The following is a 16461-nucleotide window of genomic DNA, read 5'->3' as shown; positions in this document are numbered from 1 at the left end:
ACAATATTTCCACAACTTTTAATTTATAACTTACAACCTTTTAGAATAAAAAATAAACCAAGTCCCTCTATTAAGTTGGAACTTGGTTTAGTATTGAAATGTTTATTTATCTTTACGAGGCAATGGATAGAATCCTTCATCAAATTGTTTCCATAAATTTGGTGGTAACTCATGACGATCTTCTCTATTCGGATCATATTCACTAATAATTTCATCTTCTTGTCCATTTTTAATTTTGCCGACAAAGTCATAATCAAGAAGAATTTCACGACCTAACGCAACAAGTTCTACACCGACATTGTCAATGGCATTCAACGCATCTTCAGGTGTAAATATTGAGCCAATACCAATAAGAGGCATACGACCATTAATCCAATGATGAATCAGTTTAAGACGATTTTCACCTTTGTATTTACCATCTCGTGTTTCAGAATTAACGTCCATGAGAGAAATATGAATATAATCTAACGGTTGATTCGCAATTTGATTAATAAGTTGTTCAGTAATTTCCATTGATATACCTGGAGATTCTGCTTCTTCAGGTGACAATCTATAACCCACTATGAAGTCATCATTAGCATATTTTTTTTTAGCTTTAACAACTTCTTCTATAACTGACATTGGGAATTTAAGATTATCTGCCCAAACATCGTTTCTTCTATTATAATAAGGTGACACAAATTGGTGGATAAGGTAATGATTCGCGCCATGGATTTCTACACCATCAAAACCTGCCTCAATCACTCTTCTTGTTGCTTCTCCAAAATCTTTAATCGTTTGTTCTATTTCGTCAGAAGTCATCTCACGCGCTTCGTGAGGTTCTTGCTGACCAAAACTCTTGAGTGTAATAGGACTAGGTGCGACAACATCACCTTGTGGTGTTAGATTAGGTAAAGCTTGAGCACCACCATGGTGAATTTGTACTATTGCTTTCGCACCATTTTTCTTCATTGCTTTTGCAAGTTCTTTTAGGCCTTCAATGTCAGAATCATGAGCTACTGAGGGCTGTCCTGGGAAAGCTTTCCCAACATCATTAACATTACTTGCAGCATTAATAGCAAGTCCTACATCTTTAGAACGTTTTTCAATATATGGAATTTCTACATCAGAAATCGTTCCATCATCATTCGATGAAATATGAGTTAATGGAGCTAAAACAAAACGATTTCTCAATTCTACACCATTAGGTAACACGAGTGGTTCGAATAAAGATTTATATTTATTATTCATGTGTTAATACTCTCCTTGTTTTTATGTTGTCACGACTATATCATGCAAGTTTTAAATATCTCTAATTTTTTGCTTGCACGTGCATTTTTATCGAAACTTTACCTTTAGAAAGGTAATTAGTTGAGATTACGCAGATTTCTTAAATCTGTGTTCCTTAGTATCACTTTTTATTTTTTCAAAGATAGAACGTATTTAAATTTATAAATTAAAAATTGCTTTTAAGACAAAAAGAAAACGATAATCCTACGACTATATATCGTAAAGATTATCGTTATGATGCGATGAATTACTCTTAGTGAGTTCATCACATATTGGCACGAATGTACAGTCATTCAGTCGTTACGAATGGCACGTTTAGACTGTTTGATCCAGACCGGTAAGCGTTCTTCAAGTGTTTGAAACCCATACTTTTCCGTCTCTCTTATTTCATCTAAGACTGACTGTTTTTCTTTTTTACGTTCATAATTTTTAAAGTAATCATTATCTTTTAAAGACAAGTTTAATTTTCCTTCATCATCGATGGATAAAATTTTAGCTTTTACAATTTGTCCCTCAGATAGAAATTTCTTCAAGTTATGGACATAGTCATCCATGATTTCAGAGATATGGATTAGTCCTTCAGTATGGTCAGGGGTCTCAACAAATGCGCCATACGGTTGAATACCAGTCACACGTACCTTGATATGTTGACCTACTTTATAGTGATTATTCAACGTGATAACCCCTTATTTCGATTTTTCTTAACACACATATCATAGCATAAATCATTTTTATGGACTAACTAAAACGATAATAAATTTCAATTATTCTAAAAATTGTTGTGTAACGCGTACCTTTTTAATCTATTTTAAAGCTACAAAAAAAGCTTTAAGTCATATACATCAACCAGACATATAATGACTTAAAGCTTTAATTCATTTAAAACATTTTAACGTTTAATCTTATTCTTCAACGTCGATAGATTCGATAACCACGTCATAAACTGGTTTATCTTGAGCGCCTACTTTAGTATTAGCGATATCTTCTAAAGTAGATTCCCCATCAATCAATTGACCAAATACTGTGTGTTTTTGGTCTAACCAAGGTGTACCACCCTTTTCACCATAAGCTTCAACTATAGGTTGAGGCCAGCCACCATCAAGTAATTGATTTAGCATATTTTCAGGAACTTCTTTCATTTGGACTACAAAGAATTGAGAACCATTAGTATTTGGTCCAGCGTTTGCCATTGAAAGTGCACCGTATAAATTGAAAGCTTCTAAAGAGAATTCATCTTCAAATGCTCCACCATAGATACTTTCACCGCCCATACCAGTAGCAGTTGGGTCGCCACCTTGAACCATAAAATCATTGATTACTCTATGGAATGTCACGCCATCATAATATCCGTTCTTAGAATGTGTCACAAAATTTTCAACTGTTTTAGGGGCAATGTTTGGGAAAAGTTTAAAAGTCATATCTCCCTTATTTGTATGCATAACGACTTTAATTTCGTTATCTTGAATCTCTGTATTTAACTGAGGATAGTTCGCCATTTAAATTCTCCATTCATGTTATGATATAAGCATATCTTAACACATTTGAAAGGAAGGAATATAGCATGTTATATCGATTTTCTCACAAGACTGGTAGTTATGGTGTAACTATTAGAGAAGAGAATGACGATCAGGTTTTAGTACAAGTTGAACAAGTCATTAAACACCCTAAACAAGGTGATTTACATAATCCTAACGAAACTAAAGGTGTCTACTTTCATGAGCGTAAGGCTTTAAGCCACTTTGAAAAACGATATGCAAAACGTTCACAGCTACGAGAATTCAATGTAGAAGAAATGAATTACGAGGATTCACTTCAACAAGCTATTACAGATTTAGAACATCAATTAAAGGATGATGATTCTGAACATGCACGTCTCTCACTTAAAAATTTAAATGAACTTAAAGAGGATTATTCAATTCAATATAAAAGAGAATTTGTCTAAAATTCTTTTAAAAATGTCGTGAACGTTTACAAAACTTAAATTTTTTCTGTGAAATTTAACGTGTTTCTTCTTATTTAACAGTCCCTCAAAATCAATGCCTTCAAGCGATTAAGAGGTTTTTCAGACTAAGAGCATTCATGTATAATGTAAGTCATAAATATTTTTTAAAGGAGGACAACATAATGAGTTTGTTACATATTGCGGTACTATTACCGTTAATATTCGCACTCATTATTCCTATCCTGTATCGGTTCGTTAAACGTATACACTTAGGATGGTTTGTATTACCTGTTCCAATACTCTTATTTATCTATTTCTTATCTATGATTTCTATTACGAAGTCAGGTAATACAGTAATGAAAACCTTAAATTGGATGCCACATTTTGGAATGAATTTTAATCTATTTGTGGATGGCCTTGGATTACTCTTTAGCCTCCTTATAACAGGCATAGGTAGCTTGGTTGTTTTATATTCCATTGGCTACTTAAGTAAATCTGAGCAACTTGGGAATTTTTATTGTTATTTATTACTATTTATGGGTGCAATGCTAGGAGTTGTACTTTCAGATAATTTAATTATTTTATATTTATTTTGGGAGTTAACTTCATTTTCAAGTTTTTTACTTATCTCATTTTGGAGAGAGAAAAAAGCATCAATTTATGGTGCGCAAAAATCACTAATTATTACCGTTCTAGGCGGATTAAGCTTGTTAGGAGGAATTATCCTATTATCGTTAGCCGCCCATACATTCAGCATTCAAACGATGATTGAAAAAGCAAGTGACATACAAAATAGTCCTTTCTTTATCTTGGCAATGGTATTAGTCATGATTGGCGCGTTTACTAAATCAGCTCAAGTACCATTTTACATTTGGCTACCTGATGCAATGGAAGCACCTACACCAGTAAGTGCTTACCTTCATTCAGCTACAATGGTTAAAGCTGGACTGTATTTAATAGCAAGAATGACGCCCATCTTTGCTATATCTGAAGGTTGGGTATGGACAATCACTTTAGTAGGATTAGTCACACTTTTTTGGGCTTCATTAAATGCCACAAAACAACAAGATTTAAAAGGCATTTTGGCATTTTCAACTGTATCTCAACTTGGAATGATTATGTCCATGTTAGGTATAGGTGCAGTGAGTTATCACTACAATGGTGCTGATAGCCAAGTTTATGTTGCAGGTTTCATTGCTGCCATTTTCCATTTAATCAACCATGCAACATTTAAAGGTGCATTATTCATGATTACTGGTGGTGTTGATCACTCTACAGGTACTCGAGATGTAAGAAAATTAGGTGGATTACTTACAATCATGCCTATATCATTTACTATCACAGTTATTACTGCATTAAGTATGGCTGGAGTTCCACCATTTAACGGCTTCTTATCAAAAGAAAAATTTTTAGAAGCAATGATTGATGTGACACATGCGAATTTAATGAGCCTCAGTACTTTAGGCTTTATATTCCCAATCATAGCGATTGTAGGTAGTATTTTCACTTTCGTGTATTCAATTAAATTTATTATGCATATATTCTTTGGTAAATATAAGCGTGAAAGTTTACCACAATCTGCACATGAATCATCAATTTTAATGCTTTTATCTCCAATTATTTTAACTCTTTTAGTTATTGTATTTGGACTTTTCCCAAGCATTTTAACGCAATCTATTATCGAGCCTGCAACTCAATCAGTGAGTCAATCTACAGGAATAACTGCCGAGTTCCATCTTTTCCATGGAATTACACCAGCATTTATTTCAACAATAGCTATATATATTATAGGTATATTACTTATCATTACATTTAGCTATTGGGTGCGATTATTAGAAGCTCAACCTAATCAACTTAAATTTAATCATTGGTACGATACTATGGGACGCAAGATTCCAAGTTATTCTGAAAATATGACCAATAGCTATGTTACTGGTTTCTCTAGAAATAACTTAGTCATTATATTCGGTATCTTAATACTACTTACATTAGTGACTTTAATCAGTGTTCCATTTAGTATTAATTTTAAAAATGTAAGTCAGTTCAGAATTTTTGAAGGTGGCATTGTACTATTCTTACTCGTTGCCTCACTTTTAATTATATTTGCTAAATCGCGACTCTTTAGCATAATTATGCTAAGTGCTGTAGGTTATGCAATTTCAGTATTATTTATATTCTTTAAAGCACCTGACCTAGCTTTAACTCAGTTTGTTGTTGAATCTATTTCTACGGCTTTATTCTTATTATGTTTCTATCATTTGCCAAATTTAAATCGTTATAATGAGTCGCCAGCGTTCAAAATTAACAATGCTATCATTTCTGCTGGTGTTGGTTTAGTAGTCATTATTTTAGGTTTAATCGGATATGGAAACAGACATTTTTCTTCAATTACAAAATTCTACCAAGACCATGTATATGATTTAGCTCATGGTAAAAATATGGTAAACGTTATACTTGTCGACTTCCGTGGCATGGATACTTTATTTGAGTCATCCGTACTAGGTATAGCTGGTTTAGGTGTTTATACGATGATTAAACTTCGACTTAAACAGAGAAATCAATCAAGCGAGGTGAATGACCATGAATAGACAAAAGAATAACTTAATGTTTCAATACGCCGCTGTCGTCATTTTCTTCATGGTCATCGTCTTCGGTTTCTCATTATTTCTAGCAGGTCACTATACGCCCGGGGGTGGCTTCGTCGGAGGTTTATTGTTTGCGAGTGCGCTATTAGTCATTACAATCGCATTCGATGTAAAAGCAATGCGTAAAATTTTTCCTCTGGACTTCAAAGTTTTAATTGGCATAGGCTTACTGTTCTGCGTAGGTACACCCATTGCAAGCTGGTTTATGTCTAAAAACTTTTTCACACATGTCACTTTTGATATACCGCTTCCCCTACTAGAACCCATGCATATGACAACGGCAATGTTCTTTGATTTTGGGGTACTTTGTGCAGTAGTAGGAACTGTAATGACTATTATTATTTCGATTGGAGAGAACGAATAGTGGAAATTATCATGATATTTGTTAGTGGTATTCTCACAGCAATAAGTGTCTATCTCGTTTTGTCTAAAAGTTTGATACGAATTATTATGGGGACTACTTTACTAACACACGCAGCAAATTTATTTTTAATTACTATGGGTGGATTGAAACATGGTACTGTTCCTATCTATGAAAAAGGAACATCCAGCTATGTTGATCCTATACCTCAAGCACTAATCCTTACTGCAATAGTTATCGCATTTGCTACAACAGCATTCTTCCTAGTACTTGCATTTAGAACTTATAAGGAACTTGGAACAGATAATGTTGAGCGTATGAAAGGAGCACCTGAAGATGAAAGAGAGTAACCTGCTCGTTTTAACACTTGTGATACCTATTTTGACTGCAATCTTGCTTATCTTTATCGGAAAGCGTCCGCTAATTAAACGTTACGTGGCACTTGCTGGATCAATATTGACATTGATTGTAGCTCTTTTTAATTTAAAAAATGTATTACATTCAGGACCTTTAAAAGTAGAATTAGGTTCATGGAAAGCGCCATACAGCATTGTCTTTGTATTAGATGTTTTTAGTGCTTTACTTATTATCACAAGTATTATTATAACGATTATAGTAATTTTATATTCCTATCGTTCTATAGGCATTGAAAGAGAACGATATTATTACTACTTTTCAATTATGTTTATGTTAATCGGTATTATCGGCGCTTTCACTACTGGTGATATCTTTAATATGTTCGTGTTCTTTGAAGTCTTCCTAATGTCTTCTTATTGTTTACTAGTCGTTGGAACGACAAAAATTCAACTTCAAGAAACGATTAAATACGTTCTAGTTAATGTTGTTTCTTCTTCATTCTTTGTTATGGGTGTAGCGATACTTTATTCAGTAGTTGGAACACTTAACTTGGCGCATATTAGTGAAAGATTATCTAATTTATCAGTTCATGATAGTGGCTTAGTCAATATCGTATTCATCTTATTTATCTTTGTCTTTGCAACTAAAGCTGGTGTCTTCCCTATGTACGTATGGTTGCCAGGCGCATATTACGCACCACCTGTAGCCATTATCACATTCTTTGGAGCCCTGCTTACTAAAGTGGGCGTCTACGCTATAGCTAGAACGCTCAGCTTATTCTTTAATAGTACGGTTAGCTTTTCACACTACGTCATTCTATTCTTAGCGTTACTTACAATTATCTTCGGATGTGTAGGTGCCATAGCTTATTATGATACTAAAAAAATCATTCTATATAACATTATGATTGCAGTTGGTGTCATTTTAGTCGGTGTATCTATGATGAATGAAAGTGGCATGATGGGTGCTATTTACTACACTATTCACGATATGCTAGTGAAAGCTTCACTATTCTTACTTATAGGAGTTATGTATAAGATAACTAAGTCAACAGACTTGCGACATTTCGGTGGTCTAATCAAGAGCTATCCTGTATTAGGATGGACATTCTTTATTGCTGCACTTAGTCTAGCAGGCATACCACCATTGAGTGGTTTCTATGGGAAGTTTTATATTGTACAGGCCACTTTTGAAAAGGGATTCTACCTAAGCGGTATCATTGTCTTATTATCAAGCTTAATCGTTCTATATTCAGTCATACGTATCTTTCTCAAAGGTTTCTTCGGTGAAGCAAAAGGTTATGATATGACACGCAAAGTGAACGTCAATTACTTAACAACTATCGCCGTTATTTCAACTATTATTACAGTATTATTCGGCTTGTCCGCTGACTTACTGTTCCCTATAGTTAAAGAAGGTTCTGAAACTTTCACTGATCCAAATATCTATATTCACAGCGTTTTAGGAGGTAAGTAATATGGCCGCACAATTTATCGTCAATTTATTGGTCGCTATCATTTGGTTATTTGTAACGGATAGTTACACGTTAAATAACTTTGTTCTAGGATTTCTATTTGGTCTTATACTTGTTTACCTCCTACATCGAGTAATGCCAGGTCGCTTTTATTTAGTAAGAATTTATCGCATCATCGTATTAATTCTTACATTTTTAAGTGAACTGATAAAAGCGAATTTCGATGTTCTGAAAATCATCCTCAAACCAAATATCACGAATAAACCAGGTTTTTTCGTGTATGAAACAGATCTTAAGACAGACTGGCAAATTGTCTTACTTTCAAATCTTATTACGTTAACCCCAGGAACTGTGGTATTAGGCATTAGTGATGATCGTAGGAAAATATACATTCATGCGATTGACTTTAGTACTAAAGAGGAAGAAGTTGAAAGTATAAAAACTTCATTAGAAAAGGTAGTAAGAAAGGTGGGTGAAAACGAATGACACATAATATTTTCATTATTATTGCATTAATTATTGTTGTAGCTTCAATGTTAGCCATGTTAGTACGTGTCATTCTGGGCCCTTCTTTAGCCGATCGTGTTGTTGCACTTGATGCTATTGGACTACAGTTGATGGCTGTGATTGCCCTATTTAGTATTTTATTAAATATTAAATACATGCTAGTAGTTATTTTAATGGTAGGTATACTAGCTTTCTTAGGTACTGCAGTTTTTTCTAAATTTATGGATGAAGGTAAGGTGATTAAACATGATAACAACGATCATCATTAGTATTGCCGTAATCTTTGTCATGTTAGGTGCTTTGATTAGTGCCTTTGCAGCGATAGGCTTAATCAGACTAAAAGATGTTTACTCACGTGCCCATGCTGCCGGTAAAGCAGCAACACTTGGGGCGATGTTTCTACTCTTTGGTGCCTTCCTGTATTTCATCGGCACTGAAGGCTACGTCAATATGCAATTAATCATCGGCATTATCTTCGTTTTCATAACTGGTCCACTTTCTAGTCACATGATTATGAAAGCAGCCTACAATATTCAAACACCTTACAGTAAAGATACAAAAGTTGATGAAATTAAAGAAGATATGAAGGATACAAAATTATAGTTCTAAAACTCTAAGGAAATAATAAAACATATTTCCTTAGAGTTTTTTTATACGACATAATACATCAATAGTCTTTTGTCTATATGCATAAAATGTGATATGATTTAAATCGTAATTATTCCGATTTAAAAATAAGAAAGTTAAGGGAGTGCTTTACATGCATTGGACTATTATTGGTGGCGGAATTCAAGGTACAACTGTAGCAATTAAACTAAGAAATGAAGGAATAAGTAGCAATCAACTAACTATTATTGATCCTTATCCTTCCCTATGTGAACAATTCAACGAGTATACCAAACGTATAAGTATGCCTTTCTTAAGATCGCCATTTGTGCATCATATACATCCCCAACCTTTTCATTTAAAACAATATGCTAAATTAAATCAATATACTTCGGCATATTACGGCCCATATAAACGTCCTCAAAGAGATATGTTTATGCATCATATTCATGATTTAGTACATCAATACGATTTAAACAAAAGTCATATTCAAAGCATTGCTTCTAAAATTATGAGTAATCAACAAGGCAAATGGCAAATTGAATTACATAACGGAGAGTCAATCCTTACCGATTGCGTAGTTATAGCAAATGGATGTAATCATCAACCATTTATACCTTCGCAATTTATTAATAAACCTAAAGTAACTCATATATTTGATAAGAATTATGATCAAACAATTGAAGAAAAGGCTAATCATATAGTTGGTTCAGGGATTTCAGCAGCGCATTTAACATTAAAATTAATTAATCATCAAGATAATAATAATAAATTACATTTATGGCTTAATAAAAACATTGAAATACACGATTTTGATGCAGATCCTGGGTGGTTGGGCCCAAAACGCATGAATCACTTGCTAGCAATATCTTCACCAGAAGCGCGTTTAAACGTCATTAATGAAGAACGTCATAAGGGCTCAATGCCCATGGAGTTATTTTTACGATTGAAGAAACAAGAACAAGCGGGTCGGTTAATGATTCACCATTCACCTATAGATGAAATAAATAATAAGACTATCACTTCCAATGGTTGTCATTATAAATATCATCATATTTTACTTGCCACTGGCTTTGTTAATAAAATCTGTAATCAACCTTTGATTCAACATCTTATCTATGATGAACAAGCCCCATTAAATTCGTGTGGCTATCCTTCATTAAGTGAGGAACTTGAATGGCTACCTCAATTGTTTGTTGTGGGGGGACTTGCTGATTTAGAATTGGGACCCTTTGCGAGAAATATCATGGGTGGAAAAGAAGGTGCTGAGAGAATTAGTAAAGCATTACATCGTTTAAATAAAAAGATATCATAAACTAAAAAAGTGCTCCCTCTAATGTAGACTAAATCGTCTTTAAACCATTAAAAGGAGCATCTTTTTTATTTGATTGATTTGATAGCAATAGTGCCACGCATAATACTAATTAATTGATTCGAGTCATTTTTGATTTCAACATTCCATACTTGTGTTGTACGACCTTGATGTATGATCTTAGCAATTGCTGTGACACGTCCCTCTTTTGTTGAATGTATGTGATTAGCATTCATTTCTAAGCCAAGAGGAATATATTGAGTTGTATCTATTAAATTAGCAGCACCCAAAGAACATGCTGTTTCACCTAAGGCGAGACTTGCACCCCCATGTAAATATCCGAATGGTTGTTTAACCTTGTCTGTAACAGGCATTGAAATTATTACAACACCTTCATCCTCTTCTTCAACACGCATTTCAAATGTCTCCAAAAGATTGGTCACGCTTTACACACCTCATTTCAAGTTTTATAGTACCATAGCTGCAATCGTACCAAAAATAATTAGAGGTATATTATAAAACAAGAAGTTCGGAATACACGTATCTCGTATATGATCGTGCTGTCCATCGATATTGAGTCCTGCCGTAGGGCCTAAAGTAGAATCACTCGCTGGTGAACCTGAATCACCAAGAGCACTTGCCGTACCAATTAAGGCGATAAGCGCCATAGTATCAAGACCAATAGATGCGCCGAATGGTATAAATAATGATGCGATAATTGGTATCGTTGCAAATGATGAACCGATACCCAAAGTAACAATAAGACCAATAATATACATGACAATAATACTAATTAATTTATGATCACCAGTGATACTTGTTAAATCTTTAACCAATGTATCAATATCACCCGTTGCATTCATAACCCCTGCAAAGCCGTTAGCTGTCAGTATTACTACCCCAATATACGCCATGATTTTAATACCATCAACAAACTGTTCATCTAGTTCATACCACTTATAAACTCTAGAAATAAAGAAAACGAGCACACCTGCAAGCGCACCAAAAATCATTGAATCTGTAAAAGTTTGGACAATAAATGTCGCTAAAATCGCAATGATTGTCACGATTAAAACATAAGGCTTTAATTCAGTGACTGTTTCACGTTCATCAACATTACGTTGTACGTAGTTTCTTGGTTTACGATACACGATAAAACCTAATATAAGTCCTACAATATAACCCATTGAAGGAATTAACATCGCCTTCCAAATCATACTGAATTCAATTGGGTGATGCGCTTTTTGGAAACCACTTTGAATGATTTGATGGAAGATTTGACCAAAGCCATATGGAAGTAAAACGTAAGGCCAACATAAACCAAAGCCGATTACTAAACCAATGAGTCGTCTATCAATTTTTAAATCATTGAATAAACTAATTAATGGAGGAATAACTATTGGAATAAAAGCTATATGTACTGGAATAAGATTTTGGCTCATAATACTCATTGCTAATAAAGCAAGAATAATAATAACTTTTACTTTTATACGTGAAAGTCTGCTATTTTCTGAATGGATGCCTTCAATAATTTTTCCAACGAGATAATCAGTAATCCCGCTATAAGAAATGAGTGCTGCAAAACCACCTAGTAAAGCGTAGCTTAAAGCAACCTCTGCTCCATCGGTAATATTCTTCCCAAAAACACTGATGACTTTCTCTACACTCATACCAGAAATTAAACCACCTATGAGTGCACTTATAAATAAACTAATGACTACATTGAGTCTACATAAACATAAGACGATCATTAATATAACTGCTATAACAACTGCATTGATCATGTCGCTCCCCATCCTTTACCACTCTATCGAACTAAAGTATTTATGTTTTAAATAGTACCAAGACACAAATTTAATGTCAATATAAAATATGATGCAAAATATTTTATTGTTGTAGTCTTAATTATCCTACTCGTAATCAATGACTGGATTAAAAGTGTGCTAGATTCCAGCTTCTTTTAACCCAAGTCATTTATGTCAAGAGATGGTAAGTGATGAAATATTTGTTAAAAACATTCTTCAATTAAAGTCAATTGTGGAAAACCTCAGAACTACTAATTACATACTATTATGCTTTCACACATAATGAACATCATCTTTACAACTCTAAGGGTGTTACTGGTATTGTTGTTTCAACCATTCTACTACAGTAGGAATCATATAACCTGTTGGCCCTTTTGGACCTTTAAAAGTTGATTTATTAATCGTAGCTGGTCCTGCAATATCAAAATGGATATGAGGTGTCAGACCACTAAAATGCGTAATAAATGCTGCTGCAAATAATGCTTTACCTTGTCCATTCGTATGATTGACTAAGTCTGCTATGTCCGAATTTCTAATTAACTGCTTTTCAGTATCTGTGATAGGTAATTCAAACACTTTTTCATCTACTGATTTAGCTATATCTAACAGACTGTTGATTTCATTTTTAGCGTGAGATTGAAAAGCAGCTGCTTTATCCTCTCCAAGTGCCACAATTGCTGCACCAGTTAAAGTGGCGAAATCCATAATAAGTTGTGGTTGAAATTGCGTAGCATATGTAACGGCATCACCTAGCACCATACGTCCTTCAGCATCACTATTTAACATTTCAACAGTTTTGCCGCTGAGTGCCGTAAAAACATCATCTGGTTTCATAGACTTTTCATTAATCATATTCTCAGCTGAAGCAATAACTCCCACTACATTAACTGGCAATTTTAATCTCTCGATAATATCTATCATTCCAACAACGTTTGCGGCCCCACACATATCGAATTTCATTGTCTGCATACCGATTTTAGATTTAATGCTATATCCACCTGAGTCATATGTAATACCTTTACCTACTAAAGCAATGGGTGCATCATTCGACTTTCCGCCATTGTAAGTTATTGTTATTAAACGAGGACCATTCACCGAACCTTTTCCGACTGCATGTAAAAGCCCAAAGCCCTCTGATACAATTGTTTCCGCATCTTTAATATCTACTGATACCTTTTTATCTTTAAAATGACCTTCAATTTCTTCAGCAAAATATTGTGGTGTTAATATGTTAGGAGGCATTAGACTTAGCTCACGTGCTAAATTAATAGACATCCCTAGTTGTTGACCTTCATTAATAGCAGAAGCAATCTCATCATGTTCAGTTTGTAAATAAATAGATGGTTGATAAGGCGCTTTTTTATCTGATTTATAATTATCAAATTGATAAATGGATTGTTCACTCTGCAATCCGAGAGTTTTAGCCACCTCTACTACGTCATTATGTTTAGACATAAATGTATCTATAAGAACTTCAGCTTCATTAATATGTTCTTGTTTTAAATACTGAAACGTATATCCCCAAACTTTTAATAATCGCTGATAAGAAAGCTCTTTAAGATTACCCAATCCCACTGTTAACAATCGCTTTGGCTGATCATTTATGTAAAGCAAAGTAGACGATATCTTTCCAACCGAGCTTCCAATAATATGATGTTGCTTCAACGTCTCAAGTTGTTCAATAATTGATTGATTCTTATATTTAATGTCTCTTAATTGATTAATGTGTTCTGGTAATCCTACGATGAGCGTTTCAATATATGTGTTAGATTTTTCATTGATGTAAATGTTCATAAAATACCTCCATTTATGTATAACGTATTATAGGTTTCCTATTAAAAAACCCTCCTGCTTAATAAACAGAAGGGTGAAATACATTTATATATAATTAGCTTAGTTTAGAATTTACCTTTTTTGAATGCTAAGCCGATACCACCGAGTTTGAATACGGCACGTGTATCAATAACTTTTTTCATTAATGCAGCTTTTTTACCAGTAATATCTCTACCGTAAACGATACCTACACCATCATGAGCACCTAATGAGCATACTGTACCACGATTTACGTATTGGAAGTCTTCTTTAGATTCACCATTTAAGATATGTTTGATATTTTTGGCAACATGTTCACCTTGTTGCATTGCAATTTGTGCAGTTGTTGGTAATGGACGTTCTTCACCAGCTGGAATGAATGCTGAACAATCACCAATAACAAAAATATCATCGTGACCTTCGATAGTTAAATCTTGCTTATTAATGATACGACCACGTTTAACACCTTCAAATGATTCTTCCATTAACTTACTACCGCGTACACCAGCAGTCCATACTGAAGTACCAGCTTCTAATTGTTGTTTTTCTCCATCTACTTCTACAACGAAACCTTTTTCGTTACAAGCAACAATTGGAGTGGCAATTTTGAATTCTACACCACGGTCTTCTAAGTAATTAACCGCGTAGTTTACAAGTTCATCAGAGAACATTGGTAACATTTTTGGTGCCGCTTCAACACAAGTTAATTTAACTTTACTTTGATCGATACCATATTTACTGCATAATTCTGGAATTCTATCTGTTAATTCACCTAAGAATTCAATTCCAGTGAAGCCAGCCCCACCTACTAAGATTGATAAATCTTTATCATCTTTTTCTTTAGAAGCTGCGTAATTAGCAAATTTATCTTCAATGTGACGAGATAATTTACGAGAAGTTAATACGTTCTCGATTTGGAAAGCATAGTCTTTCATACCTTCAATGCCAAATGTTTCACTTACGAAACCTAAAGCTACTACTAAGATATCGTAGTCATATACTCCCTTGTCAGTTTCGACGCGTTTAGCATTGCGGTCAATTTTTGTCACTTCAGCAACTACGAAGTTAACTTTATCTTGTTTTACAGCACTTTCAACTGGATATAATAAATCTTCATAATTGATTGTACCAGCAGAAGCTTCATGTAACCAAGTTGATTCATAGTGATATTCATTCTTATTAATTAAAGTAATTTCTGCTTCGTCTGCAGAAATTTCTTTTTGTAATTTAGTAACTGTTTGTAAACCAGCATAACCGGCACCTAAAACTAGCACTTTCTTACGATCTTGAGCCATCTCTAATTCACCTAAGCTTTCATAATATTTTAACCAAAATGAAGATAAAGGCTATAAACTTATGACAAGGTAAATTGCCCTATTGTTATAGACTTCGTCGACATCTTAAATTATTACGTCTTTTATCAAGGTTAAATCTTTAGTTGTTCACACAAAAGACAATTTTTAATCCAATTCTAATTTTATAGCTTTTACGCTACATTTTCAAGCTACAACAGAGTTAGATTGTGAAGATTTTAATTTAACTAACGTCGTTCTCACAAATGCCATAGAAACGTTGTAAAACATCCAAATAATATAATAAAAATAGGCACCCTGTTTCCAGGATTGCCTAAAATCTTTTAACATCATTTAATACTGTTCTTTGGTTTGACTTATTTAGCATTGTTCAGGGTTACCTGATACTTTAGCCGTTTTGAATGAGCTTCCACAACCACAGGATGCTATTGCATTTGGGTTATCTATTTGGAAGCCACCGCCCATAAGTGATTGTTTGAAATCAATTGTTGTACCATTTAAAACTGGTGCATCATATTTATCAACAAGTACTTTAAGTCCAAAATATTCTAATACTTCATCGTTCTCACCAGGGGCTTCTTCGGCAGACATTCCATATGTGAGCCCTGTACAACCGCCACCATTCACTTTAATTTTTAAATAGCCATCTGCCATATCATTACTTTCTAACATATCTTTTACTTCATATGCAGCTGCTTCAGTTAAGATTACTGTTGGCATACAATTTACCTCCCAATTTCTCAAAGAAATTTTATAATTTCTACATCATTTTATTGCTAATTTATGTTATATATTAAAACATATTTGTAATATCGTTTTCTTCAATGTGTTTATAAATATTGTTTAATAAATCGTCTGGCGAATCACCTTCAACAATATCACCATCGACAAGTACATACAACCCACTAGAGCACATGCCACAATTTTGCAAGCATCCGTATTCTAATACATCTACGTCCGGATCATTTTCCAATTTTTCATAGACGATATCTCCGCCCTTTGCCATGTTCGACACACAAAATTCTACTAACGGAAACATAAGACACCTTCTTACTATT

Annotated in this window: 18 protein-coding genes; 9 read left to right on the top strand and 9 right to left on the bottom strand. The window is 33.9% G+C overall.

The features are described from left to right. Positions 1-102 precede the first annotated feature (102 nt). The 3 genes from AC3WQX_RS01725 to AC3WQX_RS01715 all read right to left on the bottom strand — a co-directional run bounded on the left by AC3WQX_RS01725 (position 103) and on the right by AC3WQX_RS01715 (position 2765). Complete coding sequence (locus AC3WQX_RS01725; protein ID WP_002469920.1) at positions 103-1230, bottom strand: NADH-dependent flavin oxidoreductase; 1128 nt, start codon at positions 1228-1230, stop codon at positions 103-105. 332 nt (positions 1231-1562) lie between these two features. Then, the gene (gene ygs, locus AC3WQX_RS01720; RefSeq protein WP_002433374.1) at positions 1563-1943 is read right to left on the bottom strand and encodes a S1 domain-containing post-transcriptional regulator Ygs; all 381 of its coding nucleotides are present in this window, start codon (positions 1941-1943) and stop codon (positions 1563-1565) included. A gap of 228 nt (positions 1944-2171) precedes the next feature. Beyond that, the gene (locus AC3WQX_RS01715) at positions 2172-2765 is read right to left on the bottom strand and encodes a peptidylprolyl isomerase (RefSeq protein WP_002433133.1); all 594 of its coding nucleotides are present in this window, start codon (positions 2763-2765) and stop codon (positions 2172-2174) included. Positions 2766-2830: 65 nt separating this feature from the next. Between AC3WQX_RS01715 and kapB the strand changes: the two genes are divergently transcribed. The 9 genes from kapB (at position 2831) to AC3WQX_RS01670 (ending at position 10476) form a co-directional block, all read left to right on the top strand. Continuing rightward, complete coding sequence (gene kapB, locus AC3WQX_RS01710) at positions 2831-3211, top strand: sporulation phosphorelay system protein KapB (protein WP_023350606.1); 381 nt, start codon at positions 2831-2833, stop codon at positions 3209-3211. Positions 3212-3393: 182 nt separating this feature from the next. After that, positions 3394-5799, top strand: coding sequence for a Na+/H+ antiporter subunit A (locus tag AC3WQX_RS01705; protein ID WP_023350607.1), 2406 nt, complete (start codon positions 3394-3396; stop codon positions 5797-5799). Beyond that, positions 5792-6220, top strand: a complete 429-nt coding sequence (gene mnhB1 / locus AC3WQX_RS01700) for a Na+/H+ antiporter Mnh1 subunit B (RefSeq protein ID WP_023350608.1) — start codon at positions 5792-5794, stop codon at positions 6218-6220. Before AC3WQX_RS01705 ends, mnhB1 begins: the two co-directional genes overlap by 8 nt. Continuing rightward, a complete protein-coding gene (gene mnhC1 / locus AC3WQX_RS01695; protein ID WP_023350609.1) occupies positions 6220-6567 on the top strand; it encodes a Na+/H+ antiporter Mnh1 subunit C in 348 nt (115 codons plus the stop codon). Before mnhB1 ends, mnhC1 begins: the two co-directional genes overlap by 1 nt. Then, positions 6554-8050 (top strand): Na+/H+ antiporter Mnh1 subunit D, encoded by a 1497-nt coding sequence (gene mnhD1 / locus AC3WQX_RS01690; RefSeq protein ID WP_023350610.1) that lies wholly within the window; start codon positions 6554-6556, stop codon positions 8048-8050. Before mnhC1 ends, mnhD1 begins: the two co-directional genes overlap by 14 nt. 1 nt (position 8051) lies before the next feature. Continuing rightward, complete coding sequence (gene mnhE1 / locus AC3WQX_RS01685; RefSeq protein WP_002433263.1) at positions 8052-8534, top strand: Na+/H+ antiporter Mnh1 subunit E; 483 nt, start codon at positions 8052-8054, stop codon at positions 8532-8534. Beyond that, complete coding sequence (gene mnhF1, locus AC3WQX_RS01680; protein ID WP_002433123.1) at positions 8531-8824, top strand: Na+/H+ antiporter Mnh1 subunit F; 294 nt, start codon at positions 8531-8533, stop codon at positions 8822-8824. The genes mnhE1 and mnhF1 overlap by 4 nt, the downstream gene beginning before the upstream one ends. Beyond that, positions 8802-9158: a Na+/H+ antiporter Mnh1 subunit G gene (gene mnhG1 / locus AC3WQX_RS01675; RefSeq protein ID WP_023350611.1), complete on the top strand. Its 357-nt coding sequence runs from the start codon at positions 8802-8804 to the stop codon at positions 9156-9158. The genes mnhF1 and mnhG1 overlap by 23 nt, the downstream gene beginning before the upstream one ends. Positions 9159-9315: 157 nt before the next feature. Further along, a complete protein-coding gene (locus AC3WQX_RS01670) occupies positions 9316-10476 on the top strand; it encodes an FAD/NAD(P)-binding protein (RefSeq protein ID WP_023350612.1) in 1161 nt (386 codons plus the stop codon). Positions 10477-10541: 65 nt separating this feature from the next. On the opposite strand, the gene AC3WQX_RS01665 is transcribed toward AC3WQX_RS01670, so the two are convergent. The 6 genes from AC3WQX_RS01665 to AC3WQX_RS01640 all read right to left on the bottom strand — a co-directional run bounded on the left by AC3WQX_RS01665 (position 10542) and on the right by AC3WQX_RS01640 (position 16442). Beyond that, the gene (locus tag AC3WQX_RS01665; RefSeq protein WP_023350613.1) at positions 10542-10916 is read right to left on the bottom strand and encodes a PaaI family thioesterase; all 375 of its coding nucleotides are present in this window, start codon (positions 10914-10916) and stop codon (positions 10542-10544) included. 24 nt (positions 10917-10940) lie between these two features. Next, on the bottom strand, positions 10941-12257 hold the full coding sequence (locus AC3WQX_RS01660; RefSeq protein WP_037548539.1) for a Na+/H+ antiporter family protein: 1317 nt from the start codon (positions 12255-12257) through the stop codon (positions 10941-10943). Positions 12258-12590: 333 nt separating this feature from the next. Then, complete coding sequence (locus AC3WQX_RS01655) at positions 12591-14072, bottom strand: M17 family metallopeptidase (protein ID WP_023350615.1); 1482 nt, start codon at positions 14070-14072, stop codon at positions 12591-12593. Between the two features lie 104 nt (positions 14073-14176). After that, the gene (locus AC3WQX_RS01650) at positions 14177-15385 is read right to left on the bottom strand and encodes an NAD(P)/FAD-dependent oxidoreductase (RefSeq protein WP_002469921.1); all 1209 of its coding nucleotides are present in this window, start codon (positions 15383-15385) and stop codon (positions 14177-14179) included. Positions 15386-15763: 378 nt separating this feature from the next. After that, on the bottom strand, positions 15764-16123 hold the full coding sequence (locus AC3WQX_RS01645) for a HesB/IscA family protein (RefSeq protein ID WP_002433168.1): 360 nt from the start codon (positions 16121-16123) through the stop codon (positions 15764-15766). A gap of 73 nt (positions 16124-16196) precedes the next feature. After that, entirely contained in the window at positions 16197-16442 is a 246-nt protein-coding gene (locus tag AC3WQX_RS01640; RefSeq protein ID WP_002469913.1) for a YuzB family protein, read from the bottom strand. Positions 16443-16461 lie beyond the last annotated feature (19 nt).

This window comes from Staphylococcus sp. FW104-15G4D (assembly GCF_058790135.1).
This window is presented reverse-complemented; position numbering and strand designations above follow the sequence as displayed.

Excerpts from the sequence above, each read along its gene's own strand:
- AC3WQX_RS01725 (WP_002469920.1), bottom strand. The coding sequence starts at position 1,230 with ATGAATAATAAATATAAATCTTTATTCGAACCACTCGTGTTACCTAAT.
- AC3WQX_RS01715 (WP_002433133.1), bottom strand. The coding sequence starts at position 2,765 with ATGGCGAACTATCCTCAGTTAAATACAGAGATTCAAGATAACGAAATT.
- kapB (WP_023350606.1), top strand. The coding sequence starts at position 2,831 with ATGTTATATCGATTTTCTCACAAGACTGGTAGTTATGGTGTAACTATT.
- AC3WQX_RS01705 (WP_023350607.1), top strand. The coding sequence starts at position 3,394 with ATGAGTTTGTTACATATTGCGGTACTATTACCGTTAATATTCGCACTC.
- mnhB1 (WP_023350608.1), top strand. The coding sequence starts at position 5,792 with ATGAATAGACAAAAGAATAACTTAATGTTTCAATACGCCGCTGTCGTC.
- mnhD1 (WP_023350610.1), top strand. The coding sequence starts at position 6,554 with ATGAAAGAGAGTAACCTGCTCGTTTTAACACTTGTGATACCTATTTTG.
- mnhE1 (WP_002433263.1), top strand. The coding sequence starts at position 8,052 with ATGGCCGCACAATTTATCGTCAATTTATTGGTCGCTATCATTTGGTTA.
- mnhF1 (WP_002433123.1), top strand. The coding sequence starts at position 8,531 with ATGACACATAATATTTTCATTATTATTGCATTAATTATTGTTGTAGCT.
- mnhG1 (WP_023350611.1), top strand. The coding sequence starts at position 8,802 with ATGATAACAACGATCATCATTAGTATTGCCGTAATCTTTGTCATGTTA.
- AC3WQX_RS01670 (WP_023350612.1), top strand. The coding sequence starts at position 9,316 with ATGCATTGGACTATTATTGGTGGCGGAATTCAAGGTACAACTGTAGCA.
- AC3WQX_RS01660 (WP_037548539.1), bottom strand. The coding sequence starts at position 12,257 with ATGATCAATGCAGTTGTTATAGCAGTTATATTAATGATCGTCTTATGT.
- AC3WQX_RS01655 (WP_023350615.1), bottom strand. The coding sequence starts at position 14,072 with ATGAACATTTACATCAATGAAAAATCTAACACATATATTGAAACGCTC.
- AC3WQX_RS01650 (WP_002469921.1), bottom strand. The coding sequence starts at position 15,385 with ATGGCTCAAGATCGTAAGAAAGTGCTAGTTTTAGGTGCCGGTTATGCT.
- AC3WQX_RS01645 (WP_002433168.1), bottom strand. The coding sequence starts at position 16,123 with ATGCCAACAGTAATCTTAACTGAAGCAGCTGCATATGAAGTAAAAGAT.
- AC3WQX_RS01640 (WP_002469913.1), bottom strand. The coding sequence starts at position 16,442 with ATGTTTCCGTTAGTAGAATTTTGTGTGTCGAACATGGCAAAGGGCGGA.